Here is a 24,501-nt window from a genome sequence, read left to right as displayed (position 1 = left end):
CTAAGAAAGCTAAAATTCATTCACACTATCATTTTCTGTCATATCCAAAGTATTTCTTCTTGTGTAGGTCTAGCTATTTTTGCTTCTATCATTGAAATCGAATTGTTAGAAATAACATTATTAAAAGTTATAATAAAGGGATTTTTGCAAAAATGCATCTAGTAAGGAAGTAACAAATGTACCCTTAATTATAAACCATTTTTTTACATTTGTTAATTATTAAGAATCAGTATTTTGAGTTTTACAGTATCATTTTGTGAGAAAGTGAATGGTTGTATTTTCAATAATTCCATCGAAGTCTTAGATTAATCTTCTTTCATTTTGCTAGAAACAATCTGAGGCCTTAGTAATGAATTAGTTTGGTAGCAGTTCTTCATTTTCAGGCTGGGAAATTACCTGAAAACGAAGAACAATGAGGTTGTGAGAGAAGCAGGATTATTTACTTATGTCCATAATAGTAATAATAATGATGATGTTTAAGGTCTTTTCCATTTAAGATCGTGCCCAATAGTTTTGCTTTCGTGTTTTTCAATAATTCAGCGGCTTTAATAGCCATTTCATATTCTGTTTGACCGCTTCTTATAACGAGAATGATACCGTCAGCTATATTTGAAAGAAGTTGAGAGTCGGTAACAGCAAGAACTGGAGGTGAGTCGATGAAGATCATGTCATATTGCACTGCTGCATCTTCCAACAATCGTTTCATCGCCTCAGATCCTACCATTTCTGCTGGATTTGGTGGGATTGGACCGCTTGTTAAAATATCTAAATTTTCCACTTGTGAATGTTTGACCGCTTCTTCTAATTTGGCTTTTCCAGTTAGGACATTTGTAAGCCCAACCGTATTATCTAGTTGGAATGTATAATGGATCGTTGGCTTGCGTAAATCGCCATCGATTAATAGCACGTTTTTCCCTTGTTGGGCAAAAACAACGGCTAGATTGGCAACAGTTGTTGATTTTCCTTCGCTAGGACTAGCAGATGTTACAACGATTTTCTTTATATTTTGATCAATGGAGGCAAATTCAATATTCGTTCGAATTGTCCGATATTGTTCAGAGATTGGTGATTTTTTATCATAGTGAGTAATCAAGCTACGGTTTTTTACGCTGCTAAATTTTGTTTTTTTTGTTCGTCTAAGCTTCAACATTTTCACTTCCAATCTTTATATCAATTGTAAGCCTTTTTTCTTTTTTTTAATTCCGCATGATCTTGAATGACAGTGACAGTTCCTAATATTGGAAGATCTAACACGCGAGCAAGATCTTGTTCCGTTTTAATTGTCTTGTCTAAATACTCAAGTAAAAAGGCAATTCCGACTCCAACCATTAAGCCGACAACAATGGCGATTGCAATATTTAATAGCGGCTTCGGTTTAATAGGTGTTGGATGGTCGCTAACTTCTGCTTTAGCCAAAATGCTCACGTTGTCGACATTCATAATATTTTTAATTTCCCGCTGGAAAACAGAAGCTGTAATATTGGCAATATCGGCTGCTAGCTTAGGGTCAGCATCTTGAACAGTGATCGAAATTACTTGTGAATTTTTTTCACTGCCAACAGTAATTTGTCCATTCAGTTGTCCATAGGAACGGTTAAGATTCAATTCTTCAGCGACTTTTTCAAGAATTACTGGGCTTTTCATGATGACATTGTATGTATTAATAAGTTGAATATTTGTTTGAATATCATTTACGTTATAGACCATTTGTTCATTTTTTGATTGATTGACTAAAAGTTGTGTAGAAGCTTGATAGATTGGTGTTAAGAGAAAATAGCTAACAAGACCGCTAATAATGGCTGCTAGAGCTGTTATTGAAATCAATAACCACAGCCTTTTTTTCAATAGTTGAAAAATCTCCACTAAACTAATTTCCTCGATCGTGTCTTTCATTTGTTTTCCCCCATCAAAATTTGTCAAAACTAGTTGCTATTATACCACTTTAACAGTAATTATAAATGACATTTTTACAGTTTTCTACAAAAAACCTATTTTATGATAATCTAACTGGTACTTTTACTAGGTTAATAGTGGAAATAAAATAGGTAGGTAATCCTAAGTTAGTAGTCATATTTCTTTATAATTCGACAATTTTCTACAAAATTATCCTAAAAATGTATTAATAATTGGTACTTACTGGTACCCTTTATAAAACTATTGACAAAAACTAGCGTAAATTAAGACTATCCGACTTGATGTGACGGATTTCATTAGAACTTATTGACCAAAAACGGCAAAATAAGTAAAATAAAATTCAGATATTGTGATATTTTTGGAAAAAAATAAAGACTTTGGTAGGTTAGTTGTTAGTTGAAAAGCCTGGAAAATTGGTAAGTTGGACTATCGGATAATAAGGTAAATTGCCGAAAAATTAGTCCTTTTGTAAGTTGGTTTGGTAGTTTGTTTATGCACAGCAATGTTCTATTGCTGTGTGTTGTTTGTATATTGGTGATGTCTCCTTACCATTATCAATGGAGGCACTCGGTCACGCTGTGGGTAAGGTAAATCTTACCTTAGACGCAGGTCGTCGAGGGTGTGATGTGAGGGGGGGTTCGATGCCCCGATTTTTGTTTAGTTTAATTGTTTGGTAGTTGGATAGTTTGATATTTATTGTATAAAGCTGGTTCGTTAGTTTTTTTAGGCGTGAAATTTATTGTAGTTTCCATAGTATTTAAAGAAAGTAAGATACATATTGCTACATAGTTAAACGCGATCTTTTCAGGCTGATTCTCAAGTGAATAGCTAGTTGTGTGAGGACAAGCATTACTGAATGAGGTAGTTACCTCGCTGTACGAATAAAAGTATTTCCCTTCCTTTAAACTACAATCCACCTATTCTACTAATTGCAGAAGTGATGGAATTAAAAATCATTAAGTATCAAATCTCTTTCTACAAACTAAAAGTACAACCTCCCAACCTATCACTAATAAAGATTCTAGATGGGTTATTTCGTTTGGAATGATCGATCTAGAATCTTTATTTTTTTGTTCGTTTGGTCATTCTTTTAGAAGAAATTTTTGAATGTGGGGGAATAGCGTTGACTTATCAAAAAAGGCTTTATTGTTTGGTCGGATTGGATTCATTTATTGTATTAACGGCAATTTTCATTAGTCAGTATATCTTGAATACGAAACAACTTTTTACGCAATTTATGATCGTGACGTCCATATCGCTATTAATCGGTCACCATATTTTTGCATTTATTTATAAACTGTACAGGAAAGTTTGGCAGTATGCTAGTGTCAGAGAGCTTTTTAGTCTTTTTCAGGCTATTACGCTGACGATTATATTTGCTGGTTTTGTGCAGTTTGTATTGTTCCATGATGTTTATTTTCGGGCACTTGTAATCACGTGGATGCTCCATTTGTTGTTAATTGGCGGGGCGCGCTTTTCGTGGCGTCTATATCGTGATACTTTTGTGAAGAAGATGGGAGATAAAAAGCGGACTCTAATTGTTGGTGCGGGCAGCGCAGGGACAATGGTTGTCAGGCAATTGTTGAAGAGTCATGACGCGGAGCTTTTACCGGTGGCATTTGTAGACGATGATGTTCGGAAGCACCATTTGGAAATTTTGGGAGTTCCAGTACTGGGCGGTATTGAATGTATTGAAAAAATTGTAGAAGAAAAAGAAATATCGAATATTGTTATCGCTATTCCTTCGTTAAGTAAAAAAGAACTAAATAAAATTTTCCTAGAATGCAGTAAAACGAGGGCAAGAACGCAAATTTTGCCGATGATTGAAGATTTAATGTTAGGAAAAGTGTCTGTCAATCAGTTTCGTGATGTCGAGGTGGAAGATTTGCTAGGCCGTGAGCCTGTACAACTTGATACGGAAAGCATTGCAGGAACATTGAGCGGAAAAACGGTTCTTGTGACAGGCGCAGGCGGCTCAATTGGTTCGGAAATTTGCCGGCAAGTATGTAAATTTTCACCAAAACAGCTAATTCTTGTCGGTCACGGGGAAAATAGCATTTATTCAATAGATATGGAGCTCAGGGAGCTTTATAAAGATAAAATTGAGATTATTCCTGTAATTGGCGACATTCAAGACCGGAAGCGAATGTTTGCAGTGATCGAAAAATACCGGCCGGATGTTGTCTATCATGCTGCTGCTCATAAGCATGTACCGTTAATGGAATATAATCCGGTTGAAGCGGTGAAAAACAATATTTTTGGGACGAAAAATGTTGCAGAAGCTTCTGATATGTTCGGTGTCGATACATTTGTGTTGATTTCTTCTGATAAAGCGGTCAATCCGACGAATGTGATGGGAGCTACGAAACGTTTTGCGGAGCTTATTATTCAACAGATGGCAAAGGAAAGCAAGACGAAATTTGTAGCGGTGCGGTTTGGTAATGTGCTCGGCAGTCGTGGAAGTGTCATACCACTCTTTAAAAAGCAAATTCAAGCGGGGGGTCCGGTGACGGTAACACATCCGAATATCACTCGCTATTTTATGACGATTCCGGAAGCGTCAAGGCTAGTTATTCAAGCGGGTGCTCTTGCTCGCGGTGGTGAAATTTTCGTTCTTGATATGGGAGAGCCGGTGAAGATTGTCGATTTAGCAAAAAATTTAATTAAATTGTCAGGTTATAGTGTTGATGAGATAGGTATTGCATTCACTGGGCTTCGCCCTGGAGAAAAAATGTATGAAGAACTCTTGAATGAAAATGAAATACATCAAGAACAGATTTTTCCAAAAATTTATATTGGAAAAGCTCTGTTAATTGAACGGAAAGTGCTCGATTATTTTATGGAACATTACGAGCAAATGACTGAAGAAGATATTCGGGAGTACCTGCTTAGGGTGGCGAATAATAAAGAGGGCGATGAAGCTTATTTGATGGCTAGTTCGACAGTTGTTTAAAGTTTAGTTTTTAATAGGCGTTAGTTGGTTTGTTGGTTAGGGGGGTTGTTCAGTGCTTTTTTGAGATCCGATTTTGGTAGCAGTCGTGTAAAGAGCAAATTCTAATCAACAAACTAAAACCTCTAAAGGACAAAAATAATTTTTCAGGAGGTTGTTAGATGAAAAAGATTCGCAAGGCCATTATTCCTGCTGCTGGGTTAGGGACGCGGTTTTTGCCAGCGACGAAAGCACAGCCGAAAGAAATGTTGCCGATCGTTGATAAACCGACCATTCAATATATTATCGAAGAAGCAGTCGCTTCAGGGATTGAGGATATTATTATTGTGACAGGCCGAGGGAAGCGAGCCATTGAGGATCATTTTGATAAGTCTTATGAATTAGAAGAAACGCTTGCGAAGAAAGAGAAATGGGACTTACTTCAGGAAATACAAAGTATTAGCAATCTCGCAAACATTCATTATATTCGTCAGAAAGAGCCAAAAGGTTTGGGGCATGCAATTTATTGTGCAAGCCGTTTTATTGGCGATGAACCGTTTGCGGTGCTTTTAGGTGATGATATTGTTCAGTCGCAAGGAAAACCAGCGTTACGGCAGTTGATGGATGTGTATGAAAGGTTTAATTCATCTGTTATCGGCGTGCAGCAAGTGCCGGTTGAAGATGTGTCAAAGTACGGTATTATTTCGACTGCCGGGGGGGAAATTGAAAAAGGTGTGTATCGGATTGATGATTTAGTGGAAAAGCCAAAGCAGGAAGAAGCACCGTCAAATTTTGCAATTATGGGACGTTATATTTTACGACCTGAGATTTTCTATTTGTTTGATCAAGTGAAACCTGGTGCTGGCGGTGAGATTCAATTGACGGATGCCATCAAGCTTTTGAATGAACAGCAAATTATCTTAGCTTACCAATTTGAAGGAAAGCGCCATGATGTTGGGGATAAGTTCGGATTTATTAAAGCTACGATTGACTTTGCACTCGAGCGGGATGATTTGCGGGAAGATGTTTTACGGTATTTGCGTGAAGTAGTAGAGTTGGAGATCGTTGGTTAGTAGTAGGTAGTTGGTTAGTGAGCATTTTTGGTCTAATCAAAACTATCCTAGTCCAACTATCAACCTAATCAACCAAAAAGGAAGGATGTTCTAGATTATGGCTGAAAGGATCTATCTCTCCTCACCTCATATGAGTGATGAAGGTTATGAGATGCAATATATAAAAGAAGCATTTGATACGAACTGGATTGCGCCTCTTGGTGAAAATGTGAATGGGTTTGAGAAAGAGTTGGCATCAAAAGTTGGTGCGAAGGCAGCTGCAGCGCTTTCGTCCGGGACAGCAGCTATCCATCTTGCGCTGAAAGCAGCTGGTGTTGGTGAAGGGGATATTGTTTTTTGTCCGACGCTTACGTTTTCTGCGACGGCAAATCCTATCATTTATCAACATGCAACTCCTGTTTTTATAGATAGTGATTTTCAAACATGGAATATGTGTCCGAAAGCACTGGAAGAAGCGTTTGAGAAGTATTCGAATGTGAAGGCGGTTCTTGTAGTTCATTTATACGGTCTATCTGCAGATATGGATCCAATTATGGAGATTTGCAGGAAGCACGGTGTTCCTGTAATTGAAGATGCTGCTGAGTCTTTAGGTACATATTATAAAGGAAAACATACAGGGACGATCGGTGATTATGGCATTTTCTCTTTTAATGGGAACAAGATCATAACGACATCTGGCGGTGGAATGCTTATTTCTGATAATGAAGAGAGGATTGCGAAAGTTCGGTTTTGGGCGACGCAATCAAGAGATCCTGCTAGGCATTATCAGCATAGTGAACTTGGATATAATTATCGCATGAGTAATGTGGTCGCTGGGATCGGTCGTGGACAATTGAAAGTATTGGATGACCGTGTTGCCAAGAAAAAGTACATTTTTGAGTTTTATAAAAGAGAGCTTGGAGAGCTTGAAGGTGTTACATTCATGCCAGTCAATGAGTGGAATAAACCTAATTTTTGGTTAAGTTGTATGACATTAGAGGGGCCAGTTAAGCCACTTGATGTAATGATTGCCCTTGAAAATGAAAATATTGAATCAAGGCCAGTTTGGAAGCCTATGCATATGCAGCCGTTTTTTGAAAAATATGATTTTATAGGTTCAAATGTTGCAGAAACATTGTTTACAAATGGGGTTTGCTTACCTAGTGATACAAAAATGAAAGATGAAGATTTGGAGCGGGTTTGTAAGATTATTAAGGGGTTGTGGTTAAAGAAATGAAGTCTTCTAAAGGAGGATTTTATAGAAGATTTGTCAAAAGGCCAATGGATATCGTTTTGTCACTATTGGCTATCATCGTTCTAAGCCCAGTTTTTTTGCTTGTGGCCATGCTTGTAAGAGTGAAATTGGGTAGTCCAGTCATATTTAAGCAAGAAAGACCGGGGTTGAATGAGAAGATTTTTACTATGTATAAATTTCGTACGATGACTGATGAACGAGATGAAAATGGGAAACTGCTCCCCAATCATCTGAGACTAACCAAATTTGGAAAAATATTACGTTCAACATCATTAGATGAATTACCTGAATTTATAAATGTATTAAAAGGAGATATGAGTTTAGTTGGTCCCAGACCATTATTAGTGGAGTATTTGCCACTTTATAATGAAGAGCAATCACGTAGACATCATGTTAGACCAGGTATTACAGGGTATGCTCAAGTGAATGGTAGAAATGCAATTTCATGGGAAGAAAAATTTAATAAAGATATATATTATGTAGACCATGTTAATTTTTTATTAGACATGAAAATTTTGTTTCAAACAGTTATTAAAGTTTTTAAAAGAGAAAATATTAATCGCAATGAAAATGTTACCATGGAACGATTTACAGGAACTAACAAAATGGATTTTTTACATAAAAACTAATTTTTTAACCATAAAAAGGCACAATAATTTTTTGAAATATCGACGATTGTAGAGGTTGAAATATGTACAATAATTTAAGAAAATGGTGGGACCAAAGTTTACCAGGAGAAAAAATTATTGTTATAGGAGCAGGTAGTTTAGGTAAGCTTACAGTGGACTGCATACTTCAGAATAAAGAATGTGTTCCGAATAATATAGGGATCCTGGACGATGATATTAGTAAACATGATACTAGGATTCTAAATATTCCAGTACTTGGTCCAATTAGTTTAATAGACTCTTTAAGTGAAAAAAAAGATGTATCATTTGTTGTTGCTATAGCAAATAATAGTATTAGGAAAAAAATAGTGGATGAAAATCCGAAACTGAATTATCGTTCAATAATAAGCAATAGGGCCATTATTTCCCCTCTTTCTAAAATTGGTAGAGGTTGCATTATTTTACCTGGTACTGTAGTTGATCCTGAAGCAATAATAAATAATCATGTAATAATTAATAAATTAGCAACTATTGCTCACGATGTAACTTTACATGATTTTTCACAGGTATCACCAGGTGTTAATTTTGGTGGTTTTGTTGATTTTGGAGAATGCTCTTTTATAGGACTTGGTGCTGCTATATTACCAAATGTTAAGATAACGAACAATGTCACAATTGGAGCTGGAGCTGTTGTTACTAAGGATATTAATGTTCCATATTCTGTTTATATAGGAAATCCAGCGAAATTGTTGAGAAAAAATAGTTAAGTGTATTGCTTGTATGGAGAGATAAAAAATTTTTTATTGTTATATGGAACCCGATTTAAAAAGTCGTTTAAATAAAGAAGATATAAATTTAATGTTTAGTCGATTTAAATATTAAATTATTCAAGAGTTTATGGAAGGACCTAAAATTGGTGGAGATGTTTATATCGATATCATTACTAATGAGCTTATGGGTATTTTTACCAAACAAGAGTTTATAAAATTAATTAAAAAAAATTGTAATAAGCAGGATTTAAAGATAGCATTGATATTTTTAATAGTAGGTATCATATTTCAGAGGTAAACCTGAGATTTGGTGGAGACTAACCACATTCATATGAATGTGGGGTAAACGTACCGAAGATGATAATAAATAATTTAAATGGAATTAAGAACATTGATCAGATTGGAACCTATGATGAAGGTGTTTATATGATGAAGTATAACGAAATAAAAGTATTAAAATAAAAAATTAGTGTTATGAATTTTGAGGGTACTTTTAAAAAGGTATATAAGAATCAGGAATTTTATTGGTGTACCGTTGAGGAAGGTAGATTAAGATAGTACTGATATTAGACTGGGGAGTTAAATTTGAAGATATTATTTGTTACAACAATTTCTAATACAGTAAATGCATTTCTAATCCCACATATTAAGATGTTAAGAGACCATGGGCATCAAGTGGACGTTGCTTTTAATATTGTTCAAGATGTTAAACCAGAAATCTTGGAAATGGGTTGTAAAGTTCATAATATCGAATTTCAAAGATCTCCTGTGAGTAGAAAAAATATTTCAGCTTACAAGAGGTTAAAAAATCTAATTATAAGTGAAAAGTATGATCTTATCTCAACACATACACCGGTTGCTTCTGCTTGTGTTAGGCTAGCTTGTCGGAATATGAAAAATGTAAAAGTGGTTTACACAGCACATGGCTTTCATTTTTACAAAGGAGCCCCATTAAAAAATTGGTTGCTCTACTACCCAGTTGAAAAATGGCTATCTAAGTTTACAGATATCTTAATTACTATAAATAAAGAAGACTATGAAAGGGCAAAATCTTCCTTTAAAGCTAAACGAATAGAATATGTGCCTGGAGTTGGCCTTGATACAAAGAAAATTCAAGAAGTGGTAATAGATAAGCAAGCTAAAAGGAAAGAGTTAGGGGTTCCCGAAGATGCATTTTTATTACTTTCTGTAGGAGAGTTGAATATAAATAAAAATCATGAAACAGTAATCAAGGCAATTGCAAAATTAAAGAATCCAGATATTTTTTATGTAATATGTGGTCAAGGACCATTGGAAAGTTATTTGAAAAAATTAATTTTTGATATGAACCTAGATAACCAAGTAAAATTGTTAGGCTTCCGAAAGGATATAATTGAAATATGTAAAGCATCAGATATATTTGTATTTCCTTCCTTTAGAGAAGGATTATCAGTTGCACTAATGGAAGCAATGGCTTGTGGGCTACCAGTGGTTTGTTCAGATATAAGAGGGAATAGAGATTTGATAAAAGATGGACACGGAGGTTTTTTAATAAATCCAGGCAATGTGGAAGGATATGGGGATTCTATTCAGAAATTTTATAATAAATGTTCATTGATAGATCTTTTTGGAAAGTTTAATAGAAAATATGTACAGCATTTAGAATTGCAAAATGTAATAGAAGAAATGGAAAAAGTTTATTTAGAGGGATGTAATGCTAAAGGTATTACTTAATAACCTTGGGATAAAAAAGTCTTTTTATTTCAATGGGTTGGACTTAAAGGAAAATCCGATGGTCTATGTGGTAGTGATTACGAAATTTGTTTTATAAATCATGATGAATAGCCAACCACTAGTATTGAAGAAATACAAACATACCTGCATATAATATCAATCAAAAAAAATGCTGAAGTGTAAGCTAAAATAAGCTATAGTGTGGTATTAGTTACAAATGAATTTTATAAGGGGAATTTGTAAATGTCAAAGCCTATCAGAATACTACAAGTCTTTGCCAATATGAATAGAGGCGGAGCAGAAACAATGATTATGAATCTATACCGAAATATTGACCGTTCCAATATACAGTTTGATTTTATCGTTCACACCGAAGATCATTGTGCATATGATGATGAAATTCATGAATTAGGAGGCAGAATTTTTCGGATACCTTCATATAAAGGTAAAAACCATTTACTCTATAAGAAAAAGTGGTACCATTTCTTTAAAAACCACCCAGAGTACAAGATTATTCACGGACATGTTGTAAGTACGGGATCTATTTATTTAAAAATAGCAAAAAAATTTGGATTAGTAACAATTGCACATAGTCATAGTACATCTTCTGGAAGTGGATTTCCTTCGGTTGTAAAAAATGTATTGCAATTTCCATTGCGATATATTGCTGACTATTTATTTGCATGCTCATATGCAGCTGGAGAATGGTTATTTGGAAAGAGAGCTTGTGAACAGGATAATTTTTATTTGATGAAAAATGCTATTGAAGCAAAACAATTTATTTTTAATGAAAACATCAGACAAATTAAGAGAAAAGAGTTTCAAATTGAGGATAAATTTGTTATTGGCCATGTTGGAAGGTTTAATACTCCCAAAAATCATTCATTTTTAATTGATGTTTTTAAAGAAGTATGTGAATTAAATCAAAATGCCGTTTTAATGTTGGTAGGAAATGGTGATTTACATCCAGTCATTGAGAAAAAGGTTAATAAATTAGGTTTAACCGATCGTGTAATTTTTACAGGGGTTCGATCAGATATTCCAGAATTATTACAAGCAATGGATGTATTTTTGTTTCCTTCTTTGTATGAAGGTCTACCAGTTACCCTTGTTGAAGCTCAAGCTACAGGACTTCGTTGTATAATTTCAGATAGAATAACTAATGAAGTAATAGTTACTGATTTAGTAGAACAACTGTCATTAGACTTATCAGCAAAACATTGGTCTAAAGAAGTATTAAAATATATGAATAGCTATGAACGAAAAAGTACGTTTGAAGAAATAAAAGTAAGTGGATATGATATTAGTGATACTGCTAAATGGTTAGAATTATTTTACATCAGTAAAATATAAACTATATTACTGTAGTTGAGCTATTTTAGTGAAAAATTTACCATAATAAAAGCAACAGTTTATCCCTTATGCCACATGGAGCTGTTTTTTTACGGCATCAATGGGAATATTTTGCTTTGCTGCACGATAAATAAACTCTACAAGGCTATGTCCTTTCTTTTTGCGTAAGAGATCGAGTCCACTAGAAAAATCGCTGTTGGCCTCGAACATGCTATACACATAAGCTAGCTGCACTAAGATCCAGTAGCGTTCCACCGCTCGATGCTCTCGAATGCGGCACCCATCGAGCTTTAGCTGGTCTTTCGCTTCTCGGAAAAAGCATTCGATCGACCAACGCTCTGTATAGTAGCGTAAGATGTCTTCGTCCCTCAGTTCCCGATCGGTACTCAAAATACAGTGAAGATGTTCAGACATCATCGGTTGATCAGCTTTTCACGTGAGCTGTATCACGGCATCATCAAGGACCTTTGAAAGCTCCTTCATAGGATACATACGATAACGCTCTTCTCCCTCGTGACGAGGTGAGTGTCTTTCGGTTCGATGTATTATGCCAATTTCTTCGCTGATGGCTTCCTTTCAGATAAAGAATTTAATTTGTCTTGAGCATTGCGATCACGTGGAATCCCTTTTTTTAGGCAAGAATCGACTAGTGTCTGCGATGGATACCAAGAGTCAATTACCACATAAACGAGTTGATGTACATTAAAAGAAGAAAACATCTCTATCTCAAGATCATTTGCTTTTCCCACTTGCTTTATCATAGAGGTGGAAGGGAAAAGGGGAAGGCTTGGGACATAATATGAACCATGAGACAAACGAGAGAATGTCTCTAGGTCGACTTTTTATCAGCGTGAGAATAATGTCAATCACATCCTTGAATGACGTGTGCCTTGCCTGTGGCGAAGGCCTTGTTTTTTGGCAAATCCTATAGTTGGTTGAAATAAAAATGGGTTAATTCTCATTTTTAGCAGTGTGTTCCACACAATGAAGCATCCACTGTTAAACAAATAATTGAAATAACTAATTTAATACAATATGTAGAGGTATATGATGGAAAAATTAGTTGATAAAAATTGAGTATCTTTGTGTACCAAATAAAAATAAAATTATGAATTATAGGAGATTAAGAATGATTAATAATATTCAAGTGGTAGAGAGATCTTCCTTAAAAGCAAAGATATTAAGTATATTTTTTTTCTTAGCTATTAGTAGTTTATATCTTTTTCCAAATACAATTACTAACATGTATAAACCAATTTTAATAATATTATTGACTTTTATTTTAATATTACAAAATAGTAAATTAAAAATTAATTTAATTTCTGTAATAGTAACGATTTCAGTAGTATATTATTCAATAGTTTTTTTAATGAATATTTCATTTAGAAGTTTCATACCATTTGCTTCAACATTGTTACCTTTAATTATAATATTAATTCTATCAACTTTAAAATTTTCGAGAAAAGATTTAGAAGTAATTATTAATTCAATTTACATGGGAAGTGTTTTTTTTGCATTTTGTATATTGGTTTCCAATCCAGATATTACAGCGATGAGTGCTATGTATAGAACGGAAATAAAATATTTTAATACTACTATTAATGCTAATGGAATATCATATATTACCGTTCCAGCCATACTAATAGGTTTTCATAAAATAAACTTAAGTAGTAATAGAAATAAAATAAAACATATTATTCTTATGTGCATTTTGTTGTATCCAATTTTCTATAGCATGTCTAGAGGAGGATTTTTATCTTTATTTTTAGGGACACTGTTAATAATCATTCATTATATTAAGTATTATTCAATAAAAATTAATATAACAAAAATAGTGTCTTTAATTTTTTTTGTATGTATATTAGTACTGTTGGTATATAATATTTTGCCTCAAAACATTGGGGATAGACTATTTAATTTTTCTTCCTACGAATTAAATAGTAGAGATATTCTTTGGAAACAAGCTTTTGATTTAGCAAAGAATAATATTATTTTCGGAAGTGGTTACACATATTATTGGGAAAAAACTGGAAATGACTATGGATCACATAATTTATATATAGATTTACTTGTGTCAACAGGGATAATAGGTTCTGTACTAATGCTATTAATTTTATTCATTATAGTTATAAAGTCAAAAAATAATTTTATATTATTTTCTTTTTTAGTAACAGCATTTGTTAATTCTATGGTTGAGTCAGGAAGATCATATAGCTTTTGGATACCAATTATGTTAATTATAATGATTATTAACTCAGAGGATAATAATAGAGATATAAAAGAAATATTTAAACCAAGATATAGAAATGTTAAGAAAATAAATGCATGAAAGTTTTAAAAAAAGTATTAATAGAATCTTTTTTAGTTTTCTTAAATTTCGTTGAAAGGTTTTCTTTGTTTATGGAAATTAATATTTGTACTGTTTGGCAATTAAGGTTATGCATAATTTTTTGTATATACTACGCTTTACAAGGAGTAGTGGGCATGATAGGCTTTAGTTGTTTTGCAAAGTCCTAATGTAAATGTGGCTTGTCCTCTTTGCAAGAAATCATGCCTGCGGAGGCTTCATATTCAAGTGAATAAAGGTGCGAATATTTATACATATTATTGAATATTTTTGTTTTCCATTTCAATACATTTTTTAATTGCCAAAAACAGTTTTCTTTTACTTTAAATCGTTTTTAGACAGAAAATCATATTTAAGAATAATATTAGAACCCCAGAATTTGTAGAATTGTAAGCTTTTTTTGTAATATAAAGTAGAATTTTGGAGTTGAACTATGAAACCATTAATTTCAGTTATTATTCCAGTGTATAATCGCGAAAGTAAGATTCATATTGCATTAGATTCTTTAATAAATCAAACTTTTCAAGACTTTGAAGTAGTTATCGTTGATGATGGAAGTGTTGATAGAACTGCACAAGTAATTGAAAAATATACTAATACTGATTCAAGGTTTAAATATATTTATCAAAAAAATGCAGGAGTTTCTAGTGCGCGTAATAAAGGAATAGAAAAAGCAAAAGGAAATTATATTAGTTTCTTAGACTCCGATGATTATTATGATTCAACTTTTTTAGAAAAAATGTACTCAAAAATTTCAGAAAAAAAAGCTGATGTTTGTTATTGTAGTTTTTATAATGTAACCGCTAAGGGCAAATCCCCTTCTATAACAGTTTTTAAAGAAGGGGATATATTAATTGATTATATTTTAGAAAATGTAAAAATTAATACAAACTGTTGGTTAATAAAAAAGAAGTTGCTACATTTAAATGACTTGCATTTTCCAACAAATGTATCATGGGGGGAAGATGTAGAATTTTTTAGTGAAGTGTTATCAAAAACAAAGAATGTTTGTTGTGTTAAAGAATTTTTAACATATTATGTCAGAAAGGGTGATGAGTCTAACTTATCCTCTTTTTCTTTAGATAAATTAGACAAAGATTTTTCTTCAATAAGTAGAATGTGTCAAAACCTTGGAGCTGATAGCGATCTTAAGTTAAAAAAGGCATTAATTAACTATCGCCTTTCAGCTGTTATTACATATAGATTATTAAATGCCATCAAAAAGAATTGGGATAAAACAGATATTTTAAATTATTTTGAAAAATACAAAGATTATATATTAACATTTAGTTTTAATAATGGTTTACGCAGTGTTAAATTAAATCTAAGTAAAGTCTTATTGATTTATAAGTTAAACAAATTGAAAAAGTCATAATCTATAGCCTTTGAACCAAAACAATTTATTAAAATGTCTTGAAGGGATAGACTGGTTGTCAGTATATCTAGGATAGCATTTTAAATAGTATAAAAATAACATTTTTATATAACTATGGATCTACGTCAAGTTTTTGGACACAAAAAGATTAAGTTTTTTTGCACAACAACCATTCATGGATTGTTCCACGTCCCAAGTAGATTGTCAAAGTGAAAAGAGCCTTTGACAATCTACTTGGGACGTGGAGAAATAAACCCATGGCTGTTGTGCCAAAAAAATGTGAAGGGGGAAGTGTTCTGTACCCCATGTTTTACGCTGCTATTCGGCACATTTTTTCGTATTCATCCGGTGTCAAATAACCAATGCTTCCATGAATTCGTTTGCGATTATACCAACCTTCGATGAATTGAAATAACGCAATTCTCGCTGTCTTAAAGCTTTCGTATTTGGTTAGATACACTTCTTCTTTTTTCAATATGGCATGAAAAGATTCAATACAAGCGTTGTCATATGGACATCCTTTTCGACTAAATGACGGAACCATTTCATGTTTTTTTAGTAGTTTTTGAAAGGCTTCACTTGTATATTGTGTTCCTAAATCTGTATGCACGATAAGACCAGGATCGGGCTTTTGATCTTGAATCGCATTCTGAAGTGCTTCCAGCACAATTTCTGTTGTCATGGTACGAGAGAATTTATATCCGACCACTTTTTTTGTATGTAAATCAAGAACGGACGCTAGATAACACCAACCATCACGAAGCGTATGGACATATGTAATATCAGCTACCCATTTTTCGTTGATTGTTGTTGTACTGAAATCTTGATTTAATACATTTTCTCGTTCTTCTACGGGTTTTTGTGTTGGTGTTGGGCGGAATTTTTTTACAATACATGATTGGATGCCTGCTTGTTTCATCAAACGTTGAACTCGATTGATACTGCCTGTATAGCCTTCTTTTTTAAGTATTTCAAAGATTTTAGGGGCCCCATAACGACCCTTACTTTCTTTATGGATTGCTCGAATTCGTTCAAGCAGTTGTTCGTTGGAGACATGATAGCTATTCGGCTTCTTGTGAAACGATTGATAATACGTACTTTTAGGCATCTTTAAAACACGACACATCATTTGGATTGGATGATGTTCGCTTTCTTTTGTAATCAAGTCAATCAGTTCTTGCTCATCTATTTTCTCGCGAATATGGTCATAGCCTTTTTTAAGATTTCGATCTCCTGTTTTAATCGAAGATTTTCCTTTTGAATGGCTTCTATATCAGCCAAAGTTAATTCCTGTTCACATTCAATTGGAGAGAGTTGCTTAATCCATTTATAAATCGTTACTTCTGAAACACCATATTCGCTAGAGAGTTGACTGACTGGAGTGCCTGAGCGATAAAGCTCAACTACTGTTTGTTTAAATTCTTGATTATACCGTTTTTGACTCATGATTCGGACACAACCTTTCGTTAGTTTAATATTAATGACTTAACCAAGTTGTGTCCATAAATCTATACTACATCTAATTTTTCTAAAAGTTTACTATTGAAAATAATCAAATTTGTTAATATCATAAATTATTTTAAACTTAAACATAAATAATAAAAATAGGAGATTATTATGACTAAAATTAGTATTATAGTCCCTATCTACAATGTTGAAAAGTACCTTAGACGCTGTATCGAAAGTATTCAAAAGCAAACACTAAAAGATATTCAGATCATCTTAGTCAATGATGGATCAAAAGATAATAGTTTAGCAATTTGTAAGGAATATGGGGCAGTAGACGAACGAATTGTAGTAATTGATCAACCAAACGGTGGAGTTTCTTCTGCTAGAAATGCTGGCTTGGAAGTTGCTAAAGGTGAATATATAGGGTTTATTGATCCTGATGATTGGATTGAAGCTAATATGTATGAAAGTCTTTACAAGCAAGCAAAAAATATTGATGCAGATGTATGTATGTGTGATTACATTATTGAAAAAAACGGGAAGTCAGTACCTATTAAAATGAATATAAATAAAGATAATCTAGAAGGGGAAGAAATTATTAAAAAAATAATTGCCAATATGATTGGAAGTTCCAATTTAAATAGTGGAAGCCAAACAATCATGGGAAGCGTGTGGAGGATCATTGCAAAAAGAGACCTTCTAGAGAAGAATCAATTAAAATTTAAAGTTGGTATTCCGCTTATGGAAGACCTTTTATTTTGTATAGAAATATTACTAAAAAGCAAAAAAGTAGGAGTTAATAGAGGAGCATATTACCACTATTTACAGCATGGTCATTCAGCTGTTGCTTCCTATAGGAAGAATATGTTGGAACTTCAATTAAAAGTGTATTATTTTATACAGGAAATATTGAGCAAAGAAAATATATATCCTATTGTTAAAGAAAGAATGGATGTTAGGTATGTTAGTATGTATTTAACTGCTATCGCAAATGAAGCAAGAAAAGAAAATAAAAAAAATATAATTGATAAAGTTGCATATATAAAAGAATTGTGCAAAGATCCGTTATTAAAAAATATTTTAAAAGAAATTAATACAAATGGATACACTTTTAGAAAAAAATTGATATTAAAGGCAATAAAAAATGAGTTTTCTTGGTTTTTATACTTCTATTATAGTGCATTACTGAGGCTTTTGAAAAAACAATAAAATCAAATTCTAAGACAAAAAGCGAAAAAAGCTTCCTTTTATGGGTCAAATTTAGAAAGATTAAGGAAGGTAAAGCATGAAAAAAGTTGCGATATTAACGATAAATGATTATTCCAACTACGGAAATAGACTACAAAATTATGCCACACAAGAAATATTAAAATCAATTGGATTTTCCGTTGAGACAATTATTCATGAAGTTGTTAAACCGAATCCTTGGCATAACGTAAATAAATTTTCTAGATTGAACAAAATCAAAGAAATGTCAGTGGCAGAAATTTTATCAAAAACAACAATAAAATTATCGAATTATTTTAACAAAAGGAAACTTTCTAATCTCAGAGAGAATAGAATTCAAAGTTTTAAGGAATTTACAAATACCTTTATTAAAGAAACAAATTTCTCAATTTCGGATAAGAAACTTCCAAATGACTTATCCAATCAGTATGACTTCTTTATTACAGGAAGTGACCAAGTGTGGAATCCTTATTTTCGTTATGGTTCATCCATTGATTTTTTAGCCTTTGCACCTCAAGATAAGCGAATTGCATATGCACCTAGTTTTGGGATTTCACAAATTCCGCCAGAATATGTAGACCGCTATAAACAATGGTTGTCTGATATTCCTTATTTGTCAGTAAGAGAACATGCAGGTGCGAAAATTATTAAAGATTTAACTGGACGAGATGCAGTAGTTTTGGTTGATCCTACATTGATGTTGACAAAGGAAAAGTGGCTTTCCATTGCAAAGCCTGCTAAAACAAAGCCTAAGAAAAAATACTTATTGACCTATTTTCTAGGTGGAATACCGAAAGAGTACAACAAAAAAATAGATCGCATTGCGAAAGAAAATGAATTGCAAATAATTAATTTAGTTGATATAAAAGACCCGGAAACTTATATAACAGGCCCAAGTGAATTTATCGATTTTATTCATTCGGCGAGCATTTTTTGTACGGATTCATTTCATGGTGTCGTGTTTTCAATATTAATGGAAACTCCATTTATTGTTTTTGAGAGAGCAGGGGATTTGCCATCAATGAATTCCAGAATTGAAACGATATTATCAACTTTTAAATTAGAAGCAAGGCATGTGCAAAACATTCGCAAGGAGGAGATTTTTGAAGCGGATTACACACATGTGTGGCCCATTTTGGAAGCTGAGAGAAAGAAGGCTTTTGATTATTTAAAAGAGGCTTTAAATGTACATTAAAAATTGTTAGAATACACCACATTTTTAGTAGAAGGAAGTTGTTGTAATGTGAGTCAACTGAAAGCGGGGGCAATTCTATCCTACGTTTCCACTTTTATAACGATAGGGATTGCTCTTTTATATACACCAATTATGATACGATTACTGGGCCAATCGGAGTACGGTTTATACGCGATGATTGGCTCTATTTCTGCTTACCTTAGTATTATGGATTTAGGTCTAGGCAATGCTATCGTTCGTTATGTTGCAAGGAATAGAGCGATTGGAGATAAGGAATCGGAAGCAAGGCTCAATGGAATGTTTTTATTTTTATATTCGATTATAGGTGTCTTGACGATACTTGTTGGTGTTGTTCTTTATCATACAGTTCAAAAAATATTTGGAGAAAGTCTAACCGCAGCTGAACTAGAAAAAGCAAAGCTTATGGTTGTCATCTTAATTATAAATTTTGCCCTTTCTTTCCCTTTATCGATATTTGGCTCTATTATGCAAGCATATGAAAGATTTATTGTAGTAAAGGTTGCAAGTATTGTTCGGCACTTATTGAATCCTTTATTAACCTTGCCTTTATTATATTGGGGATATGGTGCTGTAATGATGGTTTTAGTGACTACGGTTATCAATATCTCAATTCTTTTTTATAATGTTTTTTACTGTTTTAAATATATAAAAATAAAGATTCATTTTGGTAAATTAGATTTTCAATTGTTGAAAGAAATTCTTGGTTATTCTTTTTTTATTTTTTTAGGAATTATAGTTGATCAAATTAATTGGAACACTGGTCAAATTATTTTAGGAGCAGTTTCAGGAACGATGGTAGTCGCAGTCTTTGCGATTGCTTTACAATTTGTAAAACTCTATTTAACTTTTTCTACAGCTATCAGCGGGCTTTTTTTACCAAAAGTATCAATGATGGTTGCGAAAAATGCAAGTCATGAAGATTTTACAAAATTAATGATTAAATTTGGTAGAATACAATACATCATTTTATCCTTTATTTTGTACGGCTTTATTTTATTTGGGCGTCCTTTTATTGAATTATGGGCTGGGAAAAATTACAGCAGTGCTTATTATATGGTATTAATTATTATGATACCTATTACGATACCACTTATTCAAAATTTAGGGCTTTCGATTTTACAAGCAAAGAATTTGCAAGGGTTTCGCTCAGTTGTATTAATTTTGATTGCTGTTTTTAATGTTATCATTTCAATACCGTTGGCTAAACTGTATGGAGGGATCGGTGTAGCGATTGGTACAGGGGCATCATATCTAATCGGAAATGCAATTGTAATGAATTTTTATTATTTTTATCGAATTGGAATTAATATCCCTCTCTTTTGGAAAAATATTTTAAAAATGTCCATACCTGCATTCTTTTCATTAGTTGGAGGATTTTTGTTAAATATTTTTATACCACAGGTAAGCATTTTAATGTTAATTTTGAAAATTATACTTTTCTCAATTATTTATTTTACATTCATGTGGTTTTTTGGATTTAATTCATATGAAAAAGGATTACTACTACCTATTTTAAAGAAACTGAAAATTATAAGGGTGATAAAACCAAATGGTAGTATTTCATGAATTAAGATGACAAGGATGTGTCCTAATGAAAGAACAGTTAGATGAATTAATAAATACGGTGGTAAAAAATGATTATTGTATAGGCTGCGGAATTTGTGCATCAATAGAAGGGTCACCTTTAGCCATGAAATTAGATGAGAACGGTAAATATAAGCCATTAATGAATATAAAAGATTGCATGGATGAAATAAATATCGACTTTCTTTCAATTTGTCCATTTTCTTCACATAGTATAAATGAATCAGAGCTAGGGAAAAAATTATTTGATGATTATGAAGGAATTTCATTTAATGAATACACAGGTTATTATTTAAAAAATTACGCTGGATATGTTAAGGAAGGGGATTTTCGTAAAAAAGGCAGTTCCGGTGGAGTGGGCAACTGGATTGCATCAAAGCTTTTACAAGAGAATTTAGTTGACGGCATCATTCATGTGAAGCCGGCAAACCAAAAGGACGAAGTATTGTTTAAATACCAAATTTCTTGTGATAACGATGAATTATCTAAAGGCGCAAAATCCAAATATTATCCAGTAGAAATGTCTCAGGTTCTAAAGTTCGTCAAGGAAAATGAAGGAAGGTATGCATTAATTGGGATTCCTTGTTTTATAAAAGGCGTACGTTTATTGGCTGAACAAGATGAAATCATACGTGAAAGAATCAAATTTTGTATTGGATTAGTATGTGGACATTTGAAAAGTGACATGTTTGCAAAATCAATTGGCTGGCAATTAGGAATTGAACCGAAATATTTAAAGGGAATAGATTTTAGAAAAAAATTAGAAAATCGCTTGGCAAGTGATTACGGTGTTGAAGTCATTGGCGAGAAAGATGGGAAAGAAGTGATACTTAATTCCCCAACACGCCATTTATATACAACAAATTGGGGGCATGGATTATTCAAATATAATGCATGTGAGTTTTGTGACGATGTTTTAGCGGAAACTGCTGACATAACAGTAGGGGATGCATGGCTGCCGGAATATACAAAAGATAGTATGGGAACGAATGTAATAATTGTCAGAAACCCGGTTATTCAACAAATTATTGAGAATAATAAAAATAAATTATGGATCGATGAAATTAGTGTTGAAAAAGTTTATCAGTCCCAAGCAGGGGGATTTCGACACCGTAGAGAAGGACTGGCATATCGATTATATCTCAAGGACCAAAATAATGAATGGAGACCACCCAAAAGAGTAAAATCAAACAACAACCTTCCTTCGAAAAGAAAAAGAATTTATGAGGAAAGAACAAAACTTTCACAAGAAAGTTTTAAAGCTTTTAAAGCTGCAGAACAGGTAAACAACTTCCAAGTTTTTATAGATTATATGGATCCAATGATTAAAAAATATAATAAACTCTCAGCACCATCAATTGTAAGAAGAGTACTTTCAAAGATTAAAAGAGAAATACTAAGGAGGATTGGAAGATAGATTTCTGCATTGGGACATCTTGAAATTGTCGAATTGAAGAGCTATAAATTTTAGAAATTAAGTTTTTATTTTTTTTCTTTGCAAAAATTGTGGTGACACTGTAATTATCTTCATTTTTCTGTGTGACTTTTCATTTTTAGTAAAATCATATAAAATAAAGTAAAGTTAGCTAGAGTCTAGTTTAAAAATTCTTAGATTGGACAACCTATCATATATCAGTATATAAGTAATGTTTATATGGAGGTGTCCAATGAAAAAAAAGGGGAATGATGAAATGAACGGAGTACTAAGACCTCAAACAACTGATCGTAAAAAGAAGATTCTTTCTAGCTTTGCTAAAGCTGTAAAACAAAACGATAAAGCTCTTAAAAAACTTAGTAAAAATTAGATATGAATATAGAGTACCTTACAGTAGAAGATGTAGAACAATTACATGATTTAACCTTAGAAAAATACGGTGGATTACCCGGTCGTGAAATAGGTAAATTAGAAGGTGTTTTAGCTCTGCCAATGTCTGGATTCGGGGACATCGAAAGATTTCCTACCCTTGCAGAGAAAGCGGCTGTATACCTTTATTATTTAGCAATAGGACATTGTTTTGTTGACGGTAATAAGCGCACAGCTTATTTGTCTACTTTCACATTCTTAGACCTCAATGGATTTGATTTAATTGTTGAGGACGAGGAATTATTTCGTTTTATGATTCTTCTTGCAGATAATGATACAAGGCCTCCATTTGAAGTTGCTGTGGAATGGATTGCTTATCATATGTTCAAAAGAGAATGAAAAGGTCATTTTGCATAAAGCGAAATGGCCTTTTATTGTTAAAATGCAATCACAGTATATGTTTAAAGTTACCTATTGAGGCGAAGTAGATTATAGATTTTATCCGTATCCCCCGCTGCCATGCAGTACATGGTAGCGGGATTTTATTAAGATTTTTGTTTTAATATGTTTCCATCCTGATCAAAAATAATCCACTTAAATTCTTGTTCGTTATTGTAGTATTTATAAACACTTTTGAATGTTGGAAATTCATTATTAATAAAGTGATTAATATTTTCATCCTTAGAAAGGATTAGACAAAGATATGCAGTATTGTTTGTATCGTACATTAACCAGTCAAAATAATAGAGCTCATTATTGAATTCATAATGAACATGTCGCCGGTTTTTCCACCCTTGCAAAATAAAATGTTGTGCATACTTTATTTTCATTAACTCATACATTAAGTGGGATTGGTAAAAACCTCGATCATGTAGGAGTTGCAAATAGTAATCGCATTTTGTTAGTAGGTCATTATCTGTTGGGTTAGCAAGAAATTCGAATAATTCTTGAGCATATTCCCCAAGCCAGCCCCTACTATTTATCATCATTAATCCTTTGGTTTTCGAATAATCAAAAGCCTCTTTGTCCATAAAACTATAAAAAAGAATAGGAGTAATCCGTGATCCTGTCGTATTATTTTTGAGTCTTGCACTTTGCATTTCAATTCTTGAAACAAAACCCTCAATGTCTTCTAGGTAGGTTTGGCGGTGGAAAATAGACTCAATAAATACAAATGAAGGTATCTTTGTCAATTGATTGCTTTCAAATTTTGCTTCATAGTGACCATATAAATAAGTAAAACCTACTACATCCCATAAATGACCATTAAAATCCACCCGCCTTTGATTTGTATTAAATACTTGGCTTTGGTTCCATGCAAGAAGATTTGTTTGCTCTAGCCACCTTATAGCATCTAAAGTAAAAATTCTATTTATCATATGACGGCGAATTGATCCAAAATTAATTTCTTTCTGCCCAAAAAACCTCTTTGAAGCTTTTATAAATGAAATATGGTTATATGTTTCTACATTATCAATAATAGTAAGTTCTTTTAAATCACGAAGAGTTTTGTCAGTAGTTTCGTTTTTAGGAAAGAAATTATTATTTGTAACACTAGCAGCTATTTTATATGCCTCGTCTTGCAATATTTCTCCTTTATTATGAAGTAGGCTTGAAAATACACGATTTAACCCTTTGCGGTGTTGTTTTAAAAAATTTGGCAGTATGTTGGAAATATTATGGTGTTTTAAATAATATAAAAATTGTCCATGTCGAAAAGAAACTGGTTTAGTAGAAAGGATTATTCCTTTGGCATTAGCGCGTTGTATAATCTTTCTAGCATATACAGCAGATACTTGTAACTTATTTTGTAATTGCTCATTTAGTTCGCTCCCTAGAAGCGGACCATTTTCCTCAAGTATTAATTTGCAATGTTCTTCAGGAGAAAGTTTTTTTTCCATAATG

The 24,501-nt window shown here is 32.8% G+C and carries 19 protein-coding genes and 1 pseudogene; 15 read left to right on the top strand and 5 right to left on the bottom strand.

The window, feature by feature from the left end; all coding sequences use genetic code 11:
• Positions 1-439: 439 nt before the first annotated feature.
• Together HR057_RS13365 and HR057_RS13360 are read right to left on the bottom strand one after the other, a co-directional pair.
• On the bottom strand, positions 440-1,150 hold the full coding sequence (locus tag HR057_RS13365; RefSeq protein ID WP_173731944.1) for a CpsD/CapB family tyrosine-protein kinase: 711 nt from the start codon (positions 1,148-1,150) through the stop codon (positions 440-442).
• A 20-nt stretch (positions 1,151-1,170) separates the two neighbouring features.
• Positions 1,171-1,893, bottom strand: coding sequence for a YveK family protein (locus tag HR057_RS13360; RefSeq protein WP_173731943.1), 723 nt, complete (start codon positions 1,891-1,893; stop codon positions 1,171-1,173).
• Between the two features lie 1,144 nt (positions 1,894-3,037).
• Between HR057_RS13360 and HR057_RS13355 the strand changes: the two genes are divergently transcribed.
• The 7 genes from HR057_RS13355 to HR057_RS13325 all read left to right on the top strand — a co-directional run bounded on the left by HR057_RS13355 (position 3,038) and on the right by HR057_RS13325 (position 11,594).
• Complete coding sequence (locus HR057_RS13355; RefSeq protein ID WP_173731942.1) at positions 3,038-4,867, top strand: polysaccharide biosynthesis protein; 1,830 nt, start codon at positions 3,038-3,040, stop codon at positions 4,865-4,867.
• A gap of 158 nt (positions 4,868-5,025) precedes the next feature.
• Positions 5,026-5,916: a UTP--glucose-1-phosphate uridylyltransferase GalU gene (galU, locus tag HR057_RS13350; protein WP_173731941.1), complete on the top strand. Its 891-nt coding sequence runs from the start codon at positions 5,026-5,028 to the stop codon at positions 5,914-5,916.
• Between the two features lie 97 nt (positions 5,917-6,013).
• A complete protein-coding gene (locus tag HR057_RS13345; protein WP_173731940.1) occupies positions 6,014-7,132 on the top strand; it encodes a DegT/DnrJ/EryC1/StrS family aminotransferase in 1,119 nt (372 codons plus the stop codon).
• A complete protein-coding gene (locus HR057_RS13340; RefSeq protein ID WP_173731939.1) occupies positions 7,129-7,779 on the top strand; it encodes a sugar transferase in 651 nt (216 codons plus the stop codon). Before HR057_RS13345 ends, HR057_RS13340 begins: the two co-directional genes overlap by 4 nt.
• Positions 7,780-7,841: 62 nt before the next feature.
• On the top strand, positions 7,842-8,525 hold the full coding sequence (locus HR057_RS13335; protein ID WP_173731938.1) for an acetyltransferase: 684 nt from the start codon (positions 7,842-7,844) through the stop codon (positions 8,523-8,525).
• A gap of 588 nt (positions 8,526-9,113) precedes the next feature.
• Complete coding sequence (locus tag HR057_RS13330; RefSeq protein WP_173731937.1) at positions 9,114-10,241, top strand: glycosyltransferase family 4 protein; 1,128 nt, start codon at positions 9,114-9,116, stop codon at positions 10,239-10,241.
• A 243-nt stretch (positions 10,242-10,484) separates the two neighbouring features.
• Positions 10,485-11,594, top strand: coding sequence for a glycosyltransferase family 1 protein (locus HR057_RS13325; protein WP_173731936.1), 1,110 nt, complete (start codon positions 10,485-10,487; stop codon positions 11,592-11,594).
• Between the two features lie 66 nt (positions 11,595-11,660).
• On the opposite strand, the pseudogene HR057_RS13320 reads toward HR057_RS13325, so the two are convergent.
• Positions 11,661-12,593: pseudogene (locus HR057_RS13320) on the bottom strand (transposase); the annotation flags it as partial.
• Between the two features lie 130 nt (positions 12,594-12,723).
• Here HR057_RS13320 and HR057_RS13315 point away from each other — a divergent pair.
• Positions 12,724-13,923, top strand: coding sequence for an O-antigen ligase family protein (locus tag HR057_RS13315; RefSeq protein WP_173731935.1), 1,200 nt, complete (start codon positions 12,724-12,726; stop codon positions 13,921-13,923).
• Between the two features lie 451 nt (positions 13,924-14,374).
• Positions 14,375-15,316, top strand: a complete 942-nt coding sequence (locus HR057_RS13310) for a glycosyltransferase family 2 protein (protein WP_173731934.1) — start codon at positions 14,375-14,377, stop codon at positions 15,314-15,316.
• 310 nt (positions 15,317-15,626) lie between these two features.
• Here HR057_RS13310 and HR057_RS13305 read toward each other — a convergent pair.
• A protein-coding gene (locus HR057_RS13305) for an IS3 family transposase (RefSeq protein ID WP_407926128.1) occupies positions 15,627-16,762 on the bottom strand; the annotation gives its coding sequence in 2 pieces (ribosomal slippage) (positions 15,627-16,528 and positions 16,528-16,762; 1,137 coding nt in all).
• 171 nt (positions 16,763-16,933) lie between these two features.
• On the opposite strand from HR057_RS13305, the gene HR057_RS13300 reads away from it, so the two are divergent.
• The 6 genes from HR057_RS13300 to HR057_RS13275 all read left to right on the top strand — a co-directional run bounded on the left by HR057_RS13300 (position 16,934) and on the right by HR057_RS13275 (position 22,995).
• On the top strand, positions 16,934-17,974 hold the full coding sequence (locus tag HR057_RS13300) for a glycosyltransferase (protein ID WP_173731932.1): 1,041 nt from the start codon (positions 16,934-16,936) through the stop codon (positions 17,972-17,974).
• Between the two features lie 76 nt (positions 17,975-18,050).
• Entirely contained in the window at positions 18,051-19,187 is a 1,137-nt protein-coding gene (locus tag HR057_RS13295) for a polysaccharide pyruvyl transferase family protein (protein ID WP_173731931.1), read from the top strand.
• Between the two features lie 48 nt (positions 19,188-19,235).
• Positions 19,236-20,774, top strand: a complete 1,539-nt coding sequence (locus tag HR057_RS13290) for an oligosaccharide flippase family protein (protein ID WP_173731930.1) — start codon at positions 19,236-19,238, stop codon at positions 20,772-20,774.
• Positions 20,775-20,799: 25 nt separating this feature from the next.
• The gene (locus HR057_RS13285; protein WP_173731929.1) at positions 20,800-22,209 is read left to right on the top strand and encodes a Coenzyme F420 hydrogenase/dehydrogenase, beta subunit C-terminal domain; all 1,410 of its coding nucleotides are present in this window, start codon (positions 20,800-20,802) and stop codon (positions 22,207-22,209) included.
• 250 nt (positions 22,210-22,459) lie between these two features.
• Complete coding sequence (locus HR057_RS13280) at positions 22,460-22,597, top strand: hypothetical protein (protein WP_173731928.1); 138 nt, start codon at positions 22,460-22,462, stop codon at positions 22,595-22,597.
• 2 nt (positions 22,598-22,599) lie between these two features.
• Positions 22,600-22,995 carry a type II toxin-antitoxin system death-on-curing family toxin gene (locus tag HR057_RS13275; protein WP_173731927.1) on the top strand — a complete coding sequence of 132 codons (396 nt, stop codon included), beginning with the start codon at positions 22,600-22,602 and terminating at the stop codon, positions 22,993-22,995.
• A gap of 146 nt (positions 22,996-23,141) precedes the next feature.
• Here the strand turns inward: HR057_RS13275 and HR057_RS13270 are convergent, their stop codons facing one another.
• Positions 23,142-24,497: a hypothetical protein gene (locus HR057_RS13270; RefSeq protein WP_173731926.1), complete on the bottom strand. Its 1,356-nt coding sequence runs from the start codon at positions 24,495-24,497 to the stop codon at positions 23,142-23,144.
• Between the last annotated feature and the right edge of the window lie 4 nt (positions 24,498-24,501).

The sequence above is a fragment of the Calidifontibacillus erzurumensis genome (assembly GCF_013303125.1).
GTDB lineage: Bacteria > Bacillota > Bacilli > Bacillales > Bacillaceae_J > Calidifontibacillus > Calidifontibacillus erzurumensis.
Note: the sequence above shows the minus strand (reverse complement) of the source record. Positions and strands in the feature narration are given on the sequence as shown.

Coding starts and splice junctions, on each gene's coding strand:
- HR057_RS13365 (WP_173731944.1), bottom strand. CDS start 1,150: ATGTTGAAGCTTAGACGAACAAAAAAAACAAAATTTAGCAGCGTAAAA.
- HR057_RS13360 (WP_173731943.1), bottom strand. CDS start 1,893: ATGAAAGACACGATCGAGGAAATTAGTTTAGTGGAGATTTTTCAACTA.
- galU (WP_173731941.1), top strand. CDS start 5,026: ATGAAAAAGATTCGCAAGGCCATTATTCCTGCTGCTGGGTTAGGGACG.
- HR057_RS13345 (WP_173731940.1), top strand. CDS start 6,014: ATGGCTGAAAGGATCTATCTCTCCTCACCTCATATGAGTGATGAAGGT.
- HR057_RS13340 (WP_173731939.1), top strand. CDS start 7,129: ATGAAGTCTTCTAAAGGAGGATTTTATAGAAGATTTGTCAAAAGGCCA.
- HR057_RS13335 (WP_173731938.1), top strand. CDS start 7,842: ATGTACAATAATTTAAGAAAATGGTGGGACCAAAGTTTACCAGGAGAA.
- HR057_RS13325 (WP_173731936.1), top strand. CDS start 10,485: ATGTCAAAGCCTATCAGAATACTACAAGTCTTTGCCAATATGAATAGA.
- HR057_RS13315 (WP_173731935.1), top strand. CDS start 12,724: ATGATTAATAATATTCAAGTGGTAGAGAGATCTTCCTTAAAAGCAAAG.
- HR057_RS13310 (WP_173731934.1), top strand. CDS start 14,375: ATGAAACCATTAATTTCAGTTATTATTCCAGTGTATAATCGCGAAAGT.
- HR057_RS13300 (WP_173731932.1), top strand. CDS start 16,934: ATGACTAAAATTAGTATTATAGTCCCTATCTACAATGTTGAAAAGTAC.
- HR057_RS13295 (WP_173731931.1), top strand. CDS start 18,051: ATGAAAAAAGTTGCGATATTAACGATAAATGATTATTCCAACTACGGA.
- HR057_RS13285 (WP_173731929.1), top strand. CDS start 20,800: ATGAAAGAACAGTTAGATGAATTAATAAATACGGTGGTAAAAAATGAT.
- HR057_RS13280 (WP_173731928.1), top strand. CDS start 22,460: ATGAAAAAAAAGGGGAATGATGAAATGAACGGAGTACTAAGACCTCAA.
- HR057_RS13275 (WP_173731927.1), top strand. CDS start 22,600: ATGAATATAGAGTACCTTACAGTAGAAGATGTAGAACAATTACATGAT.
- HR057_RS13270 (WP_173731926.1), bottom strand. CDS start 24,497: ATGGAAAAAAAACTTTCTCCTGAAGAACATTGCAAATTAATACTTGAG.